The sequence below is a fragment of the Pseudomonas sp. 29 genome (assembly GCF_002754355.1).
In the GTDB taxonomy this organism is placed as follows: domain Bacteria; phylum Pseudomonadota; class Gammaproteobacteria; order Pseudomonadales; family Pseudomonadaceae; genus Aquipseudomonas; species Aquipseudomonas neuropathica.
Genome location: NZ_PEEY01000001.1, coordinates 1001053 through 1019970 on the forward strand (window position 1 = coordinate 1001053; position 18918 = coordinate 1019970).

General features: G+C 47.8%; 15 protein-coding genes. All 15 read right to left on the reverse strand.

Translation table 11 applies throughout. From position 1 onward, the window contains the following. Positions 1–24: 24 nt before the first annotated feature. Entirely contained in the window at positions 25–2058 is a 2034-nt protein-coding gene (locus CLU80_RS04655; RefSeq protein WP_099756869.1) for an HAD family hydrolase, read from the reverse strand. Then, positions 2055–3278, reverse strand: a complete 1224-nt coding sequence (locus CLU80_RS04660; protein WP_099756870.1) for a glycosyltransferase — start codon at positions 3276–3278, stop codon at positions 2055–2057. Before CLU80_RS04660 ends, CLU80_RS04655 begins: the two co-directional genes overlap by 4 nt. A 40-nt stretch (positions 3279–3318) precedes the next feature. Continuing rightward, positions 3319–6801, reverse strand: coding sequence for a methyltransferase domain-containing protein (locus CLU80_RS04665; RefSeq protein ID WP_099756871.1), 3483 nt, complete (start codon positions 6799–6801; stop codon positions 3319–3321). After that, complete coding sequence (locus tag CLU80_RS04670; RefSeq protein ID WP_099756872.1) at positions 6795–8168, reverse strand: ABC transporter ATP-binding protein; 1374 nt, start codon at positions 8166–8168, stop codon at positions 6795–6797. Before CLU80_RS04670 ends, CLU80_RS04665 begins: the two co-directional genes overlap by 7 nt. Further along, on the reverse strand, positions 8158–8985 hold the full coding sequence (locus CLU80_RS04675) for an ABC transporter permease (protein WP_286079699.1): 828 nt from the start codon (positions 8983–8985) through the stop codon (positions 8158–8160). The genes CLU80_RS04670 and CLU80_RS04675 overlap by 11 nt, the downstream gene beginning before the upstream one ends. A gap of 920 nt (positions 8986–9905) precedes the next feature. Then, entirely contained in the window at positions 9906–10925 is a 1020-nt protein-coding gene (locus CLU80_RS04680) for an MraY family glycosyltransferase (RefSeq protein ID WP_099756873.1), read from the reverse strand. Beyond that, a complete protein-coding gene (locus CLU80_RS04685; protein ID WP_099756874.1) occupies positions 10922–11884 on the reverse strand; it encodes an NAD-dependent epimerase/dehydratase family protein in 963 nt (320 codons plus the stop codon). Before CLU80_RS04685 ends, CLU80_RS04680 begins: the two co-directional genes overlap by 4 nt. Further along, positions 11881–12804: a glycosyltransferase gene (locus CLU80_RS04690; protein ID WP_099756875.1), complete on the reverse strand. Its 924-nt coding sequence runs from the start codon at positions 12802–12804 to the stop codon at positions 11881–11883. The genes CLU80_RS04685 and CLU80_RS04690 overlap by 4 nt, the downstream gene beginning before the upstream one ends. 54 nt (positions 12805–12858) lie before the next feature. Beyond that, the gene (gene rfbA, locus CLU80_RS04695; protein ID WP_099756876.1) at positions 12859–13749 is read right to left on the reverse strand and encodes a glucose-1-phosphate thymidylyltransferase RfbA; all 891 of its coding nucleotides are present in this window, start codon (positions 13747–13749) and stop codon (positions 12859–12861) included. Beyond that, the gene (rfbD, locus tag CLU80_RS04700) at positions 13746–14642 is read right to left on the reverse strand and encodes a dTDP-4-dehydrorhamnose reductase (RefSeq protein WP_099756877.1); all 897 of its coding nucleotides are present in this window, start codon (positions 14640–14642) and stop codon (positions 13746–13748) included. Before rfbD ends, rfbA begins: the two co-directional genes overlap by 4 nt. Continuing rightward, positions 14639–15715 carry a dTDP-glucose 4,6-dehydratase gene (rfbB, locus tag CLU80_RS04705; protein WP_286079700.1) on the reverse strand — a complete coding sequence of 359 codons (1077 nt, stop codon included), beginning with the start codon at positions 15713–15715 and terminating at the stop codon, positions 14639–14641. Before rfbB ends, rfbD begins: the two co-directional genes overlap by 4 nt. A 227-nt stretch (positions 15716–15942) precedes the next feature. After that, on the reverse strand, positions 15943–16182 hold the full coding sequence (locus CLU80_RS04710) for a LapA family protein (RefSeq protein WP_099756879.1): 240 nt from the start codon (positions 16180–16182) through the stop codon (positions 15943–15945). 27 nt (positions 16183–16209) lie between these two features. Continuing rightward, positions 16210–16506: an integration host factor subunit beta gene (ihfB, locus tag CLU80_RS04715; RefSeq protein WP_003189779.1), complete on the reverse strand. Its 297-nt coding sequence runs from the start codon at positions 16504–16506 to the stop codon at positions 16210–16212. A gap of 152 nt (positions 16507–16658) precedes the next feature. Beyond that, positions 16659–16937 carry a hypothetical protein gene (locus CLU80_RS04720; protein ID WP_007908433.1) on the reverse strand — a complete coding sequence of 93 codons (279 nt, stop codon included), beginning with the start codon at positions 16935–16937 and terminating at the stop codon, positions 16659–16661. Positions 16938–17140: 203 nt separating this feature from the next. After that, positions 17141–18826 carry a 30S ribosomal protein S1 gene (rpsA, locus tag CLU80_RS04725; RefSeq protein WP_093435292.1) on the reverse strand — a complete coding sequence of 562 codons (1686 nt, stop codon included), beginning with the start codon at positions 18824–18826 and terminating at the stop codon, positions 17141–17143. Positions 18827–18918: the final 92 nt, after the last annotated feature.

The following is an 18918-nucleotide window of genomic DNA, read 5'->3' on the forward strand; positions in this document are numbered from 1 at the left end:
TGGGCCGGCACTACTGTACTGAAATTAGCGATTTCGAGACTTCATCCGGTATCTCCGGTAAGCATTCGCCGCCGTGAACAGGAAAACAAGTACAGCACGATGAATAAAGCCGATACCCTTTAATTGTTTTACCGCTGAAGTCCATTGGACCCTTCGGATATAGTCAATTACTTCTCGACGCGCACCTTTAACAAAGGGCGACAAGAATATAACTGGTAACGAAGGCACTCGGTTTTTTTCAAAAATCTCGCCAAAACCAAAAAAATCGTGCTGAGGAGTTTCGATAAAAATTTTTGCCAGATCCGCATCAGGGTCGGTACTTAACTTTCCCCAAATGGTCCGCGCCAACTCTCGCATTTCTCCCGCAGACACAACATAGCGCTCCAGATAGGGACCCCATATTTGAGTTGCGAATATTACACCGTCCTGAAAATGCTTAGAAAATTGCTCGTAGGACGTATTTTCTTCGACAGAAACACTCCGCCTTGCAACCACACCGACAGTGTCTTTAACATAGCACTCTACGCTGCCTTTATCAGAATTACAAAGCATCTCCAACACACCGAACACTTCAAACAAGTGACCCGTATCAATATCCAAAAGCTCGTCAGCCGCATAAGCGCTTTTTGTTACATTATCGGGTTGCGAATTGATAAATCTACGCAACCCAAGATACATTCCATGAATATGAGACTCAGGAATTATCCGCGCCAAGTTATCCTGAATAGTGCCTCTCCAGCCTATATCGACGACTCCGATCTTTTCATTGCCGGCAATACCCTTTTGGGCCAAGTACTCTTTAAGCAACTCTTTCTGACTTTGAATTTTTTCCATGACGGCTGCGCGGAACGCAGGAGAGCCTATAAGTAATGCAAGTCTCTCATCCGTCTCTGGGTTCTCGATTACTTCGTCAGAAAGTAAGCCAACCGTCTCCAAAATATCAGAAAAATCGCTATGCTGAAGTCCGAGTGTTGAAAAAAGACCCGACACTTTCTGGGAACGATTAAGACGCCAGATTCGCTCAAACTCTTGAGGAGCCACATCATTCATTGATGCAACAAAAGTAGACAGCCTGCTCACCTCTAAGTCGCAGTGAGGAGGCAAAACATGCCCATGGATTTCCAGTTTAGGAAAGAGATGTTCGTATACTTGTCGAAAAAACTCACCCTCACGAGTGAAGAAATAAAGCTTTTCGAGCTTTTTTGCAATTGCCTGCTCTGCAATCCACAAACCCTGCCCCATAAATAATGGAGCTGCTTCGACCCCCATCCGAAAGGCAGTAGTACTCTTATCTGTTATAGCACCAAGTCGGGATTGCAGAGCCTCATCTTGAAGAACTCTCAGATATTGAAACAAAACTGAGCGAGAAGAAAAAAGACTCTCGCTTTGCAGGCGGGCATTATGCGAATGCTCTGGAACGAATGAAATTCCGAGTACGCCGTGACGAGCCGGAGACTCAACATCGGACCAGGCATTATCCCCAATATGTACATGTTCATGAGGTTGAATGTTCAATGTCTGATGTAAATGCTTAAACAACGCACCAGATCTTTTATTCAGCCCGACATCACACGAACTAATACCGCTCGATATCAGATGCTTGAGTCGATTACTCTCAAGCAACCGTTCAAGCATGGAGGCTGACATGTAGAAATCGGAAAGAAAAATCGTTTTTTCTGAGGGATAATCTGCAAGAAAAGCCTCAATATCCGGATCAGCAGAGGTTCGGGCAATCTCGACGGCCAATTCATACTCTGAAAGAAGCTTAGGCAAAGCAGAGTCATACCGTTCAGAGAGAATAGTGGATAGCCAGTGCCCAAGAACATCAACGATCTCGTATTCTTCATCCTTTCCAAGATCACGAGCACTATGCGCAAGCCGCATTTCTGCATCAACCCGAGCCAGATAGATTTCCCAGGCTGTTTGATACCCAGGTTTAAACTTTCCGTCCAGCAACAAACTCACGTGAGCCGCTGTCGAAAGCTTAATGCACTCTGGATGGCAATCCCTCCTGAGCAGAGTATCCCAAACATCGACGGTTTTAAGCTTATAAATCATTTAACCACTCGTCCGCCAAAGACAACTTCACCGATAGCTTCAAGCTGCTTGACCCTTAATTTTAATGAGGCAGGAAGCTTTTGCGCCAAAGCACTTAATTTATGCCTACGGATTATCGATGGATTAGTATTCAAGCGATTCTTTTCGGAAATCGAATATTCTTCAAAAGCTTTATTTGTAAGCTCGAGCAATCGATCTCTATCAACCGCAGGCCCCTCCAGGCACTTTTCGATCCAACGCTCAAAACGCTCCGAGGCCTCAGGCCAAGATGGCCACTTCTCGGCAGTTTTAAGCGCTTCACCCTGTAAGTGAAGAAGCTCAGTCCTATCAGTCAGGAGGCGCTTGAGCGCTTTCACAACAGCATCAACATCGCCTGTTTTTGCTACCACAGCATTTTTTCCATCGATGATGTACTCATCGTGCCCCGATACATCAAAGACAATCGATGTGCCACCGCAGTGGAATAGCTCGAGAGGTGGCCCAAACATTCCCTCGACCGTACTCAACTTTATTAAGATATCGCAAGAGCGATAGATCTCAGCAGTTTTGACCATCGGCACACGAGAAAAAACGCGTGAAACTCCAGGAATCCAATTAATTGGAGACCCTGTTAACAGCCAGATATCTTTCGCACCAGCCTCACGGGCCAACTTGACCCCAAGGGCGGTGTTTTTGAACGAAACTCCGAAATGCCCCTCGACCAATACTCTAGGTTGCTTACCAATTGGACGAGCTTCTATCGTTGGTCCGCTAGGTGAGTAAACATCTTTGCGAACGCCGTTACGTACAAGATCCGCGCGCTGGTGAAAGCAATGATTAAGATGTTCCTGAATCCAGCTTGCCTCAGTGACATATTCAATCGGAAAGTTGTATGTCGCATCAACGAGTGAACGTAAAGGGCGCTCTGATTCAGGATAGAAGCGAGATTCGATGGACTGGACAAAGTAGCCATAGCGTCGAGCATCGAAATTACAAAGCTCAAATGCAGTCTTCCACCATGTAGCAATCACGAGGTCAAATCGCTCTTTTTTTGCCTCCTCAATCGGAAGGCAACGCAATTTTAGCGCTTCATCATGCCAAGCAAGTGTATCTTTCGTAAAAGGCTCTTGAACAGCAAGTGTTACACTATGCCCGCGCTCGCGCAAATAACTCGCATGCTGAATAATGACATAGGTGCCTCCACTTATTGCCATTGATCCTACAACAAAACACACTTCCATCTTATCCCACCTCAATCCTGATCATTTCAGCATTAACTAATTAACGACTTTTCCAAAGGCGAAATAGCTTATATACAGCACTTAAACCTCTAACACCCTTAGTTCTAATCGTGAGCCAAGGCCAGAAACCAAGCTCTGAAGGCCTACGAGACAAGAACAAATTAACAGTAAACTTAACTTGATCTTTCAAAGTCAGTTTATTTGTAGAAACAACGAACCTAGACTCTGCAAAAACGCCAAAATTTTCTCGATGAGACAATCCAAGTAGCCATTGGATTTCAGATTCAGTCGGTTCAAACACCATCCTGGCATGTCGTTTGATCGCTAAACGCAAAAACTGATCGTCAGAAATCGGCGTCACAGCCAAGACATTGACCACTTTCTCGAACAGACGCATTATTTCTCTGGACACAGGCAGGACCTTATCCTCAATCATCTGTTTTTCCAAAAACTCATCTTGAACAACCATAACTTCTTTATCGGATGTTTTAACATATTTCTGAGCAGACCCATGATCTGCATGTAACGCAACCTCGAACAAAGAACGGTTTTCATTAAATACATGGAAGCCGTCACTTAGATTATTAATATTCGAGAACACTAGCCCGTTTTTATGATTATTTGAATTGAGAATGCCATGGGCGACAAGACCCAAGTAATAGCCCTTCACGACCGCCGCATCACCGCGCAAATGCTTCAGCCAATTGAAAATATTATCCTGAATGGATCCTTTCCAGCCGACATCGACTACATGTAGCTCACTAGGGAGCCCACCAACAACCATACTATCGATATAAGCCAAGAACGCATCACTCCGGCTTGCACGTTCTGCCTCATAAAGATCTTTGAACTCCTGCAACTGCAGCAACTCAGAAAACATTGAAGCACTGGGAAGATCATGCTCAACAGTATCAAAAGCTCCAGGAGCGACCCCTAGCGCAATTTCAAGACGCTGTGCGTGCGACTCTAAAACCAAACTTTTCAGAAAGTCAGAGATGGAAAGCTGCCGATACTGCCTGAAAAGAATCTCGAAAGACTCTTCCTCCAACTTCCCGAGAGAAAGCAGGAGTGTCGAGCGGCGAGAAACTTGGAGATAATGGGTTCTTATCGGCTTTCTATGCTTTTTCGATGCTTGATAAAAATCAAACATTTGCTTCAGTGGTTTACCTTCTCGAGCAAAGAAAAACAAATCACGAACACCCGCCTCTTGCACCGCCGAATAAAGCTTCGCAGTAAACAAGTAATGCGTTAATGCCAGATCACCGAATGGTACTGGATTAACTACAGAGGCGAGCACCTCATCAAGAAAGCGTTGATTGCTACTATCAACAACAACGCTCTCGCAGGAAACGGAATCCATAGCCTGGTGTTGCGTAATAATCTCATCACGCTCCTGAATCATGGCCTCCATCGACTGCATAATAGCCCAACGTTCTTCCAACATTTTACCTTGATGAGCAATAGCCTCATCACGCTGTTGAATCATGCCTTCCATAGACTGCATTACGTCCCAGCGCTTTTCCAGCAGGTCTGCCTGTGCGAAGTATGCATCTTCAACTGCCGTAAGCCGAGCCCCCTGTTTCTCTAATAGGGCAAAACGCTTTTTATTTATCTTGAATACAGAGTCCGAAGCGTCTTCCCAAATTCTATTAAAAGGAAGTACTCCAGCGAGATAGAGCTTTAGCGCTCTCAGCGATAGAGTGCAAGTATTTACGAGATCGGCAATCTGTGTCGCTTCGTAGAGCGCGCCTTTGATAGGGAGTTCAGGATCACCTATCCACTCGACCTCGTCAGCTTGAAAGAGCTTGATTCCCGCATGCATACCTTGGGTCCAGGAATCTGCCGCTGACTCGTAATCGTGTAAAGCACAACGAATATTGCCCAGATCAATATAGGCAGACACTATTTTTGTTCCGAGTGTCGGGCTAAATCTTGTCACATCATACTTAACTAAACGCAATAACTCAGCTGCAGCCTCATCCAGTGCACCGGCTTTCAAAAGTAGCTTGGCTTTTAAATAGCTTAAAGATACTAACCAGCGGAATAGATGAGCATTACGAGTATCAACCTGAGCAGCGGAAAACACGTCGATAATAGATACATAGCGTTTCAGCTCTTCGTGAGAAACTTCTTGCTTCTCAAGCAAGCGATAACCCATGACACAAAGCGACGCACCAAAATCGGCGGAATTTGCCTTCGATTCGTCAGCCAGGACATTCGAGCATATAGAGCCGACAAGCTTAAAATTACTTGTGCGAACGCCATTGACTACCACGCCCAGAGGAAGCCAAGGGTTTACGTAATCCCGCTCAAAATTTATCAGATTGAGGGGGGGCGCGTTGTAACCATGAACGCTGGAAACAAAAGACTTATGTGGTTGATCAATCGAAGTAATATAAACCGAATATGTATAAGAAACTCCAAGCAGCGACAACTCACCACTTTTCTCAAAGGCATAATCGGATGGTAGCGGCGCAAACTCAAAACCACTAGGAAGATCGGACACCGCGGAGAGGAGTATTAGTCGACCACCAGGAACTAAAACTCGATAAATGTCTTCACATTGAAATATTGACGGATTGTTACAATCAATTATGACTAGATTCACCCGTCCTTCAGCATTCAAACATTCAGCCTGAAAATCTGCATGGCTGAACCACTTAAGGCTTGAACCTATGTCTGGGCTGGATTCCCTAACCTGACAATCTTTTTCTTCGGCAACAAACAACGATACCGAACCTGCGTTTGAAAGCGCCCTTATTACAGATCCACCCTCACCCGCCGCCTCGGACCAGTTAAATACAACATCACCTGGTCTGACAAATTCCGTCAGTTCTTTATAGACGGATAAATAAGCGTGAGACTCCGTAGTTACCGAGGTAAATGCACCGGCTACCAAGTTCCCCTTCGGCCATGCCGGATTGACATCCATAAGGATCGTTATCTGCCAATGGGAACTAGACAAGTCAGCCAGACTGTTAATTTTGTAGTATGTAGGATTTCTAAGAAATCCATTTTTAAAAAAACTTGACTCCCACCAATCTCTTCCTTCAACCGTTAGATGCCAGTGCCCATCACGATCCTGAGTAGTGGCAATTTGGAGGTATGCGTGTTTCCTGCAGACACGTCTAATTTCAGCGATAGCGCGTGGGACGTCATCCGGATGAATATGTTCAAGACAATCAGTGGAGACGACCGTATCAAATTCTTGATCTGCAAAGGGTAACTCAAGAGCAGAACCACAGAAAAATCTTCCGGGCATATATGAGTTCGCGCGATCAATGGCGACCTGAGAAATATCAAGGCCATAAGCGTCGAGCCCTTTCTCGGCAAGAGCTCTTACAAGACGCCCCTCACCACAACCTAAATCCAATACTTTGCCGTAACCAACACTCTCGATGATGCTATCTACAAGGTCGTCACGATCCAGGTAGGAATCTGTTCCCATACGATCGGAACGAGACCAAAAATCATTGTATTGCCCGGCATAGTCGTATCCAGATCCAGTGCTATTACTCACCATTTCGCCCTCATATCCAGGTTAACAACGCCACCAAAAAAATTAATATCTCTATTAACTACACACTGAAAAAAAGCTGCTTCATCGACCCAATGGAGAATTCTCTGCCCATGATAGTCGGGGGTCTCTTCATAAGAAACGGCAGCTTGTACCTCATACAAATTTGTACCAAGAGCACAATCGAAGTCAAAATCAACAGAAAACTGTTCACCCGCAGAGAACTCTCTATTCCAAAAAAGCCCGGTTCTTTCTTCCGCTGCGATTCCTCTCATGTCTTGATTCAGGGTTCCCCATGAATATATTTTCACACCCTCCTTGTTGCGAATCCTTAATGCGACATTCAAATGATTAATGGCAATTCCACTTTGGCAATTCACCCTAACAAAAACTTTCTCGCCGGGAATGAAGATAGACTTTTGATTACCTTCTCCATCAAACGTTTTAACCGACAAAACCTTGACTTCCGCATCCCCAAATGACAACGATTCTGAGCGCTCAGTTACCTGTGGCAAATCAGCTTCCTGATTATCTGCATCATTTAACGTCGAGACTTGAGCGGGAGAACTCACAGAACCATCTGAAACCTTTTTAATAAGAGTCGAGAAGTAATCAACCTCTTCATCATGAAGGTGGCGCCGGTACTCTCGAATAACTTCCGGGCTCGAACCTTGCTTTACAACAACACCATTCTTCAAAAAAATAGCATTATGCGTAAGAGTCCTTACACTTTCGATATCATGAGAAACAAACAGCAAGGTCACGCCATCATTAAGCAGTGTCTCGATACGCTGAAAACAACGCTTTTGAAAAAGAGCATCACCTACTGCCAGAGCTTCGTCTACAATAAGAATATCTGGCTCAACCTGGACTTGGACGGCAAACGCCAAACGAACAAGCATACCACTTGAATATGTTTTTACCGGATGATCGATAAAGTCTCCAATGTCCGCAAACGCCGCAATAGAGTCAAATCGATTGTCTATCTGATCGCGACTCAAGCCTAATAGGGCACCATTCATGTAGACATTATCGCGACCAGAAAACTCAGGATTGAATCCCGACCCTAACTCGAGCAACGCGGCAATCCTTCCATGGGTCTCTACGCTCCCCGAAGAAGGACTTAGTGTTCCCGTGATCATTTGCAAGAGCGTGGATTTACCCGACCCATTACGTCCGAGGATACCTACACTTTCCCCCCTCTTTACTTCGAAAGAAAGGTCGCGCAACGCCCAGAATTCCTTGTAAAACTTGCGATCCGCGGCACCAGGGAGTCTTGGCAGTACGAATTGTTTCAAACGATCACGTGGATTTTCGTAGATCTCATAACACTTACTCAGGTTAGTGGCCTTTATGGCAAATTCAGAGGACATCTGCGAACCCCTTACGTGTTTTTTGAAACCAAACGAAACAAATCCAGGAAAACGCCCCAGAACATAATAGATATTTTCCCCATACAATCCAATCCGGTGCTTTACCCCACATCATTACGTCTCGAGTCTGCTCGATCACCAATGTCAGAGGATTAACAAGCATGATCACTTGATAATCTGCAGGAAGAGAGCTCACCGGGTAAAAAATAGGAGACAGGAACATCAACACGGACATCAGTACGCCAACGATCTGGGCGACATCCCTTAGATAGACCCCTAACGAGGCAAGTAGCCAACCCATCCCGAGAGACAGCAACATCAACGGCAGCATAATCAGTGGTAAGAGGAGAACCGTGACATGTGGGACACCATAAAAAATCCCATAAAACACTAACCAGACCAAAAGACTGATAACCCAGTGAAACAGAGCAGCACCCAAACTTATAACCGGCAATATCTCCAATGGAAATATTACTTTCTTCACGTAATTGACATTTCCGAGAATCAGGGCGGGTGCTCTATTCACACACTCGGAAAAAAGATTAAACAATATCAAACCCGAAAACAAAACCAATGCAAATTCGGTTTTAGACTCAGAACCACCGGCCCAGCGAGCTTTAAAAACCACGCTAAACACAAATGTATAAACCACTAACATCAGAACAGGATTCAGGAACGACCAAGCCAGCCCCATCATCGAGCCTTTATACCGCCCAGCCACCTCACGGCGAATCATCTGAGCAACGAGTGCCTGGTTGTTCCAGAGACTCCGCATGAGAAATGCAAGCGAGACGGGGGGGGTTGCGTGTGGATTCATTCCTATACCTTCAATTTATAAGCTTGGTATCGCCCATTCTTCAAACCTCGCTTCAGCCCCTTAGACCAAATCCGAAATCAACGAATGCGACGACTCAACTTTTCACGTCAAGCGGATTTGCGATTTAGAGCTTTATCAGCACAGGAGGTTGAATTTTTCGTTCGCACAGCGATCTTTTGAACGAAAAAAACTATGTATCAACCTCGGTCGAGCATCGAATGAAACTGATTCAATGAACTTCACCGATAAGTCGCATTGACCTCGAAAACAATCCTCACCCGCCGAGCTAGATCCGCACCCATCTTGAACATAGCGACAGCGCCGGTAGACTGAATTATTCACACACTCCGACACTCAAAGCCCCCTCCTGTACGGCGTAAAATCCCGTTGGAGATGCCAAGCGCCCCCAAACAAAAATGTGGTGCAATTCTACCACTGTCCCATAAAGGCGTATAACCCTTAATAGATAATCGGATCACTATGATTCAGATGCTAACGCCACTCGCACGCACGAGACATTGAAATTAGAAACCCACAGAAACACATCGAAGACGTAGATGCCTTCGGACATGCGACACACTTGCAGCACCCCATCGAGGAACACCCAGCGCAAGGTTGCCCCAAGAAAAAATCACGAAAGACTTGCAAGATTCACAAAAAAATGCTAGAGAACCAAGCAACCCTCGTTGCCTAACTTAGCAGCCACACTCTAAAACTTATCAAGCATCTTCAACAGAAAGGGAGAATGAACAATGAAGAAACTCAAATAAAATACGAAATTTCGATCAGCACTTAGCCAATATTTTAATATAGCTCTCCAGATCGCCCTTAGTCCAACGCCACTTCTCTCTCACCAAGATCATTTAAATCAATAAATATTGAGTCAGCTCGTAGTATTTGAGTGATCACTCTGCATTCGCTCAAGCCCCGACCTCCGAGCTACCAGCGTTGAAATAGCAAGCACCTCCAATCAGTGGAAGATAAGCAATCAATAGGCCAAGTACAGGCTCAATACAATGCAACCCCACCAGCAGACCGAGAGGCCACAACCACACCACATTAATAAAAACAATAGAAACAGTAATTTTTTTATGACTTTTGAATCGACGCGAAGCATACTGGTAAGCATGACTTCTGTGGGCTTGATAAATTGCTTCACCACGAAGCAATCGCCTAATAAGAGTCCAAGTAGAGTCGACGATAAACACCCCTAACATTATCAGCCATACGAACATCAGCTCGGAAGATACCCAAGCTGCACAAATAGACAGAACTGCAAGTGTGACCCCCAAAAAACCACTACCCGCGTCGCCCATAAATATTTTTGCGGGCGGAAAATTCCAATAAATGAAACCCGACACAGCACTTGCGAGCAGTAGCGGTGCAAAAACCAAAGAGTCATTGCCCGCCAACCAAAAAATTAACGCGGAACCAATACATGCGCAAATCGCCTCTGCACTTGCCAGCCCATCAATACCATCCATAAAATTGTAAAGATTGAGCATCCATACTATATAGATAATTGCAAAAAAATTTCCCACCCAGCCTAAATTTAGCACAACCCCGAAAAACGAAAACGGAGCAAGCCCCCCCAACCAAAATAGCGCCCAAGCGCCGGCTATAAAATGAGCAGCCAAGCGCCAACGCGCGTCGAGATGGCTGTGATCGTCGACAAAACCAATAACGGCGACCAAAAGCCCTGAGCCTAATAATGCGCACAACTGAACCGTGCTCACCATTCCCGTAAAGAAAACCGCTAAAAGAACGCAGCTAAAACTAATTACAATCGCCACCCCCCCCCCACGAGGGGTAGGCACAACATGTGAACTACGCGCATTAGGAATATCAAAAAGCTTTTTAGACAATGCATATTGCCGCACCAGCATAGTTAACAGCCAAGACCCCGCCAATACAGCCATCAATATGAACGCAACAATCATTTTGTGTTATTTTCCTTGTAAGACTGGACAGTCTGCCTCATAGAGACTTCGACAGAAACTTTCGGAGTCCACCCCAATACCCTCTGATTTTTTATTATATCAACCTGTAGAGACTCGCCAAGGCGCCGAGACACTTCCCGCATACCTATTGCAGTCGCCATCAAATGCAAAATCCAAAAGGGTATCGGCAATAATTTCGCTCTTTTATCAAGCGTGCTAGCAAGCCTTTTCAGTAGCTGGGTGACGGATAGATCCTCCCCATCACTCACAAGAAAAACATTACCCGGTGCTGCAGGATGATCAATACACGTAACAAGCAGATCTACAAGATTGCCAATCGACACCAGGCTTCGCCGATTATCGATAGCACCAAGAGGTAAAGGCAGGCCGCGATGTAGAAATTGAAGCATACTGAGAAAATTGGCTTTCACGCCCGGACCATAAACAAGCGGCGGCCGAACTATAACGATTTCCATCCCCGTCTGGCGCCCCAACAACTTTAACTCTTCCTCAGCTTCAAACTTCGATATAGCGTATGGATCGACAGGTACTGGTATATCTTCAGCTGAAAAGGGCTTACCAGGCGGAGTGCTCTCACCGTTTACCTTGATGGAACTGATAAATATAAAGCGCTTAACCCCCGAAGCTGCCGCGTGCCGCGCAAGCTTCAGCGTACCCTGCACATTTAGCTTTCGAAACTCTTGCAGAGAATTGCCTGCCGTTTCGTTCATGATGTGTACACGTGCAGCTGCATGCAAAACTGCATATACGTCGCTTAGTGCGGGCAACTCACTTTTCTGGTTCAAATCAAAATTGACTACCGGACACAAACCGTGCAATCGAGAGGATCTACGCAGGGCTGCAACCGGAATAAATGTCCTGTCTCGCAACAGCCTGAAAACAAGCGCTTCCCCAACAAATCCGCTTGCCCCAGTAATTAAAACCTTTTTTTTGTTCATCGCTCTCGCTTTCCGACTAATGCAGTCGCCCAGCAAATGAAAAAGAAAAAGACCTTATCGCGTAACCGACGCCGACAGTGCCTAGAAGATAAAGACAGCCGCATCAACTGAACAGGGCCCATTGTCAACCACGGCTTCACAAAAGGATTAGCTTCTTGCCCCACTAGCCGAGCAATCAGCTGCACCTGATCGAACCACCAGCCATCGTGTATTGTTTTATAGCGTGAAATTAGTGGCGCTAGCCCGGAGTTAGCACCAACTTGATTAGCTTCATGTTGCCGATATCTCATTGATGGGACCGGATCAATATACCAGCGGTAGCCTCGACTTCGAGCAAATGCGTAGCAGAACCAGTCATGAAGAGTAACCTCTTGCAAAGACAGCCAGCTGGAGAGCAATTTCATCTTTAACACCAGCGCTAGAGACTTACTCAATACATATGTGCAGCCGGGACCTGCTGCTTCAAACAGGTAATCCCACTCCACCTGTGGCTGTGCTTTGTCCAATAGTACTGCTCGATTGTCCGGCCAGAAAGCAATGACATTACTGGAATACGCATCAATATCGCGACGAGTGAGCTGGGTTACCGCCCGCTCCAGCTTGTCGCAATCCCAAATATCATCTTGATCAGCAAACGCAACAAAGTCGAAGTCATTCAACTCAACATCCCTGATCAATCGAAAGAAATTACGGGAAGCCCCACCGTAGGTGCCAGCAAAAGGCAGAATAATCACCTCCGGATGATTGGCTGCATATGCTGCACACCAAGACTCAGTCCCATCACTTGAGGGGTCAATACTAATAAAAATAGTAAGTTCAACCCCCGTCTGCGCGAGAATAGAAGATAATTGCTCTTCGATCCAACGCATACCGTTGTAGGCGGCCATTAATACTGCAATTTTAGGTAACTTTAATAGCATGCCATCCTGCTTGCAGGCTCTAACACAAAAAAATAAAGGCCCTACAAAAGTGCTTTAGCAGCGACTCAAGTCCAAGAGCCTTTGCAGGTATTGACCATAGCCTGTCTTCTTGAGGCTTGCCGCCTGAACCGCTAGCTTCTCCGCGTTTATCCAGCTATTGTTGAACGCAATCTCTTCCAGACAAGCTACTTTCAAGCCTTGCCGTTTTTCAATGGTGTGTACGAAATGGCTGGCTTCCAGCAAGGAGTCATGAGTTCCTGTATCTAGCCAAGCAAAACCCCGCCCAAGCGTTTCAACTTTGAGCGCCCCCTTGTCGAGATAGACACAATTTACATCTGTTATTTCCAACTCACCGCGTGCCGATGGTTTGATACTTTTAGCAATTTCAACAACATCATTGTCGTAAAAATACAGACCTGTCACCACGAAGTTAGATTTTGGCTTTGCAGGTTTTTCCTCGATGCTCAATGCACGGCCACTACCGTCAAATTCAACAACACCAAAGCGCTCGGGATCGGAAACGTGATAACCAAAAACAGTTGCGCCCTTTTCTTGATTGCTGGCTGTCCGCAAGTTGTCGGAAAAGTGCTGTCCATAAAAGATGTTGTCACCCAGAATCAGGCAGCAAGGATCTCGACCAATAAAATCTTCGCCAATAATGAATGCCTGTGCCAATCCATCAGGGCTAGGCTGTTCGGCATAGGTCAGATTGATGCCATACTGACTTCCATCACCCAGAAGCTTGCGAAAGCAGGGCAAATCTTCAGGAGTAGAAATAATCAGAATTTCACGCATACCCGCCAACATAAGCACCGACAGCGGATAAAAGATCATCGGCTTGTCGTAGATCGGCAGCATCTGCTTGGAAACACCAAGCGTCAAAGGATGTAACCGAGTGCCCGAACCACCAGCGAGGATGATGCCTTTACGGTTTGTCGTGGTCATTTATTGAGAACTTCCATAAGCATTCGAGTTACACCACTTTGCCAATCCGGCAAGTGTAGAGAAAAATTATCGCGTAGCTTCTGCGTATTCAAACGTGAGTTCAATGGGCGGCGCGCCGGTGTTGGATAGGCTTTGGTATCAATCGGATTGATGGCGGTGACAGCGAGCTCTTCACCGTGGGCTTTGGCAAAACCGATCACCAAACTGGCGTAGCCATACCAGGACACTTCACCGGCAGCCGCCAGATGATAGAGCCCCGACAGCGTGGAGGGGCGATGCATTGCCTGCTGGATCGCCTGAGCGGTCACGTCCGCAATCAGGTCCGCACCGGTCGGGACGCCGATCTGGTCGGCAATCACCCCTAGCGATTCGCGATCCTTCGCCAGCCGCAACATGGTCTTGGCAAAGTTGTTGCCGCGAGCACCGTAGACCCAACTGGTTCGGAAGATCAGATGCTTGCAACCCGACGCAGCAATTGCCTGCTCTCCAGCCAGTTTGCTGGCTCCGTAGTAGTTCACGGGAGCAACTGCGTCGGTTTCTATCCAAGGTGTCGAGCCTTCGCCACTGAACACGTAGTCTGTCGAATAGTGGATCAGCCAGGCATCCAGAGATGCCGCTTCCTCTGCCATGACCCGACTGGCCTCACCGTTCACACGGTCGGCCAGCTCTTTATCTGACTCCGCTTTATCGACAGCAGTATAGGCTGCGGCGTTGACGATGACGTCGGGACATACCCGGCGGATCGTCGCGCGCAATGCATCAAGGTCGGATAGATCACCACTCAAACCATCGACCGAATGCCGGTCAAGCGCGACCAACTCTCCAAGCGGTGCGAGGGAGCGCTGCAGCTCCCAGCCGACCTGGCCATTTTTTCCCAGCAGGAGAATCTTCATGTGTTATCCGAACGACCGCTATAATTCTGGTCAATCCACTGCTGATAACTGCCGCTCTTCACATGAGCCACCCATTCAGTATTGGCGAGATACCATTCGACCGTCTTGCGGATGCCGGTTTCAAATGTCTCTTCCGGTATCCAGCCCAATTCACGTTGAATCTTGCTCGCATCAATGGCGTAGCGCTGATCGTGCCCCGGACGATCCTGCACATAGGTGATCAAACTTGCGTGAGGGCAGTGACCGGAGTCCGGTCGCAATTCATCAAGCAGTGCACACAGGGTGTGGATGACTTCGATGTTTTGTTTTTCGTTATGTCCACCAATGTTGTAAGTCTCGCCAATCACGCCGTCGGTCACAACTTTGTACAATGCGCGGGCATGATCTTCAACATAGAGCCAATCGCGAACCTGATTGCCCTTGCCGTAGACCGGCAATGCCTTGCCTTCCAGCGCATTGAGAATGATCAGCGGGATCAATTTCTCAGGAAAATGGCAAGGCCCATAGTTATTCGAGCAGTTAGTAACCAGTGTCGGGAGGCCATAAGTGCGGGCCCAGGCACGAACCAGGTGATCGGAGCTGGCCTTGCTAGCCGAGTATGGCGAGCTTGGCTGATAAGGCGTGTTTTCGGTGAACAGATCTTCAGGACCTTCCAGATCACCATAAACTTCGTCGGTCGAAATATGATGGAAACGGAAGTTTGCTTTACGCGCATCATCCAGCGCCGACCAATAGTGGCGCGCGGCTTCCAACAATGTGTACGTTCCGATGATATTGGTTTGGATGAACTCGGACGGACCCGAGATCGATCGATCAACGTGGGACTCTGCGGCCAGATGCATGATCGCATCCGGTTGGTGTTCACGCAGAACACGATCGACCTGATCACGATCGCAAATGTCAACGCGCTCAAACACATAACGCGAATCCTGACTGACTTGCGCCAACGATTCCAGATTACCGGCATAAGTCAGCTTATCGACGTTGACGACAGATTCGGTGGTATTGGAGATGATGTGACGGATGACTGCCGAGCCGATAAACCCGGCGCCGCCGGTAACTAGGATTTTCACGCGAAACCATACCCTTGAGCTGCGGACGGCGCCCTCAACGAACACCGTCTAATCCATGAATGCAGAAGCCATCAAATCCGATGGCTTCCGTCAGAGTCAGTCTGAATCGAACGCGCAATCAAGGCACTGTCGAACAAGGGCCATATTTTACAGCTTAACGAGCGTTTTACTAATGGATAAAGACAGGCAAAGACGCAATTTCGACAGATGCCCTGCAGCTGTCGTTTTCAGACAGGACGTTTGCGCCCTGCTCTGCACGAGCGCCCCAGAAACCAGCCGAGTATCGGCCCAATCAACATGCCGATGAGCAATGCCAAAACCATTAACAGCGAGACCGGCAATTGAGGCCCGGACAAACCGAGAAACAATAAAGATACTGACTGCTGATTCTCGAGAACAAACGCCAGAATCACCAAAACCAATAAAAGTATAAAAACGCCGATTAATATGCGCTTAAGGTTACGCATGAGTAACCCCTTGAAAGATAGCGACTGTCAAACCCCCTCCTCCTCTTCCTCATTCACGCGATCGCGCAGCTCTTTACCCGGTTTGAAATGCGGTACGAACTTACCGTCCAGACTGACCGACTGGCCGGTCTTGGGATTACGACCAACGCGCGGCGCACGGTAGTGCAGAGAGAAGCTGCCAAACCCACGGATCTCGATACGATCCCCGGTGGCCAGACACTGGGACATTTGTTCAAGCATGGTCTTGATGGCCAGCTCCACATCCTTGGATGAGAGCAGCCCTTGATGGGTGACAATTCGTTCGATCAACTCCGACTTCGTCATATTTTTCCCTTCTTTTTCAAGCAGCTAGATCAGCGCTTGAAAGGTTTTAGCACGCCCGGAAGATTTTGAACAGCCCAGGGATTGACATATCTTCCTCCGCGTCAAAACGCCCATTTTCAGGGCATCAAAGCAACAAACTGAGCAATGCATGCCTATCGACAGATCACCAGCATGGTTCGCGTCACGTAGCCCGCCGGATTGAAGCCAAAAGGAAACTCATCTTCATCCTTGGCATCATCCGATCGCGTGATCACTTTGTAGCCCGCGCCCTTACACTCCTTAGCCGCGCGCTTCTGGCATTTCTCCCAGCCAGAGCCCAACCCAGAGCAGTCGACCTCTATACCACTGACGCCACGCACCGCATGGGTTTTGGCACTGGTCGTACAGCCAGCCAGAACCAGCACAGCCATGAGGACAATAAACTTGTTCATCCACTTCCTTATGCCAGGCAACTGCCCGACGACTACACACTTAAGACCAAGCTTAGTCGTGAATAGGCGATTGATCCGATTAAAGAAACAGACCGCCTGGAAGCCAGATTGGTTTCACCAAAACCCTCATGCAAGCCGCGAACACTAAATCGCAGGCACAAAAAAGGGCGACCGAAGTCGCCCTTTTCATGATCAAGCAGAACTTAGTTCTGTTTGGCCATTGCTTGACGCAGCAGTGCAGCCATAGTGGTATCGGCAGGAGCAGCAGCCTCACCTTCTTTCAGGCTCTGGATTGCTTCTTTCTCTTCAGCATCGTCTTTCGATTTGATCGACAGCTGAATTACACGGCTCTTACGATCAACGCTGATGATCTTGGCTTCTACTTCCTGGCCTTCTTTCAGAACGTTGCGCGCGTCTTCAACGCGGTCACGGCTGATTTCGGAGGCTTTCAGAGTCGCTTCGATATCGTCGGCCAGAACGATGATGGCGCCTTTGGCGTCAACTTCTTTCACGGTGCCAGTAACGATTGCGCCTTTGTCGTTAACCGAGACGTACTCGGAGAACGGATCGCTTTCCAGTTGCTTGATACCCAGGGAGATACGCTCGCGCTCTGGGTCAACCGACAGGATAACGGTGTCCAGCTCGTCGCCCTTCTTGAAACGACGTACGGCTTCTTCGCCCACTTCGTTCCAGGAGATGTCGGACAGGTGAACCAGACCGTCGATGCCGCCGTCCAGACCAATGAAGATACCGAAATCGGTGATCGACTTGATGGTGCCGGAGATTTTATCGCCCTTGTTGAACTGGCCAGAGAAATCTTCCCATGGGTTAGATTTGCACTGCTTGATGCCCAGGGAGATACGACGACGCTCTTCGTCGATGTCCAGAACCATAACTTCCACTTCGTCGCCGACTTGTACGACTTTCGAAGGGTGGATGTTCTTGTTGGTCCAGTCCATTTCCGAAACGTGTACCAGACCTTCAACGCCTTCTTCCAGCTCAGCGAAGCAGCCGTAGTCGGTCAGGTTGGTTACACGAGCGGTAACGCGAGTGCTTTCTGGGTAACGGGCTTTGATAGCAACCCATGGATCTTCGCCCAGTTGCTTCAGGCCCAGGGAAACACGGTTGCGTTCGCGATCGTATTTCAGAACCTTAACGTCGATTTCGTCACCAACGTTGACGATCTCGGAAGGATGCTTGATGCGCTTCCAGGCCATGTCGGTGATGTGCAGCAGGCCGTCCACGCCACCCAGATCGACGAATGCGCCGTAATCGGTGAGGTTTTTGACGATACCTTTGACTTGCTGGCCTTCCTGCAGGGATTCCAGCAGAGCTTCACGCTCGGCGGAGTTCTCGGCTTCCAGGACGCTGCGACGGGAAACGACAACGTTGTTGCGCTTCTGGTCCAGCTTGATGACCTTGAATTCCAGCTCTTTGCCTTCCAGGTGCGTGGTGTCGCGCACTGGACGGACGTCAACCAGGGAACCTGGCAGGAACGCACGGATGCCGTTAACGTCGACAGTGAAGCCGCCTTTAACCTTACCGTTGATAACGCCCTTGACCACTTCCTCGGCTGCGAAGGCTGCTTCCAGAACGATCCAGCATTCAGCGCGCTTGGCTTTTTCACGGGACAGCTTGGTTTCACCGAAACCGTCTTCAACCGAGTCCAGCGCAACGTGAACTTCGTCACCGACATTGATAGTCAGATCGCCAGCGTCGTTGTAGAACTGCTCAAGCGGGATGAGTGCTTCAGACTTCAGGCCAGCGTGAACGGTTACCCAGCGAGCTTGGTAATCGATATCAACGATAACACCGGTGATGATGGAGCCTGCCTGAAGGTTCAGGGTTTTTAGGCTTTCTTCAAAGAGTTCCGCAAAGCTTTCGCTCATTTTAATTCCTGTAAATGAGGGCGAAGGATACGCCCATCTCCACACCCCAGACGGTGTGGGTTAGTTTCATATAGAAGAAGCGTCGCAGGACT

Bases quoted from the DNA above. Each gene is read 5' to 3' on its own strand.
- CLU80_RS04655 (WP_099756869.1), bottom strand. From the start codon at position 2,058: ATGATTTATAAGCTTAAAACCGTCGATGTTTGGGATACTCTGCTCAGG.
- CLU80_RS04660 (WP_099756870.1), bottom strand. From the start codon at position 3,278: ATGGAAGTGTGTTTTGTTGTAGGATCAATGGCAATAAGTGGAGGCACC.
- CLU80_RS04665 (WP_099756871.1), bottom strand. From the start codon at position 6,801: ATGGTGAGTAATAGCACTGGATCTGGATACGACTATGCCGGGCAATAC.
- CLU80_RS04670 (WP_099756872.1), bottom strand. From the start codon at position 8,168: ATGTCCTCTGAATTTGCCATAAAGGCCACTAACCTGAGTAAGTGTTAT.
- CLU80_RS04675 (WP_286079699.1), bottom strand. From the start codon at position 8,985: ATGAATCCACACGCAACCCCCCCCGTCTCGCTTGCATTTCTCATGCGG.
- CLU80_RS04680 (WP_099756873.1), bottom strand. From the start codon at position 10,925: ATGATTGTTGCGTTCATATTGATGGCTGTATTGGCGGGGTCTTGGCTG.
- CLU80_RS04685 (WP_099756874.1), bottom strand. From the start codon at position 11,884: ATGAACAAAAAAAAGGTTTTAATTACTGGGGCAAGCGGATTTGTTGGG.
- CLU80_RS04690 (WP_099756875.1), bottom strand. From the start codon at position 12,804: ATGCTATTAAAGTTACCTAAAATTGCAGTATTAATGGCCGCCTACAAC.
- rfbA (WP_099756876.1), bottom strand. From the start codon at position 13,749: ATGACCACGACAAACCGTAAAGGCATCATCCTCGCTGGTGGTTCGGGC.
- rfbD (WP_099756877.1), bottom strand. From the start codon at position 14,642: ATGAAGATTCTCCTGCTGGGAAAAAATGGCCAGGTCGGCTGGGAGCTG.
- CLU80_RS04710 (WP_099756879.1), bottom strand. From the start codon at position 16,182: ATGCGTAACCTTAAGCGCATATTAATCGGCGTTTTTATACTTTTATTG.
- ihfB (WP_003189779.1), bottom strand. From the start codon at position 16,506: ATGACGAAGTCGGAGTTGATCGAACGAATTGTCACCCATCAAGGGCTG.
- CLU80_RS04720 (WP_007908433.1), bottom strand. From the start codon at position 16,937: ATGAACAAGTTTATTGTCCTCATGGCTGTGCTGGTTCTGGCTGGCTGT.
- rpsA (WP_093435292.1), bottom strand. From the start codon at position 18,826: ATGAGCGAAAGCTTTGCGGAACTCTTTGAAGAAAGCCTAAAAACCCTG.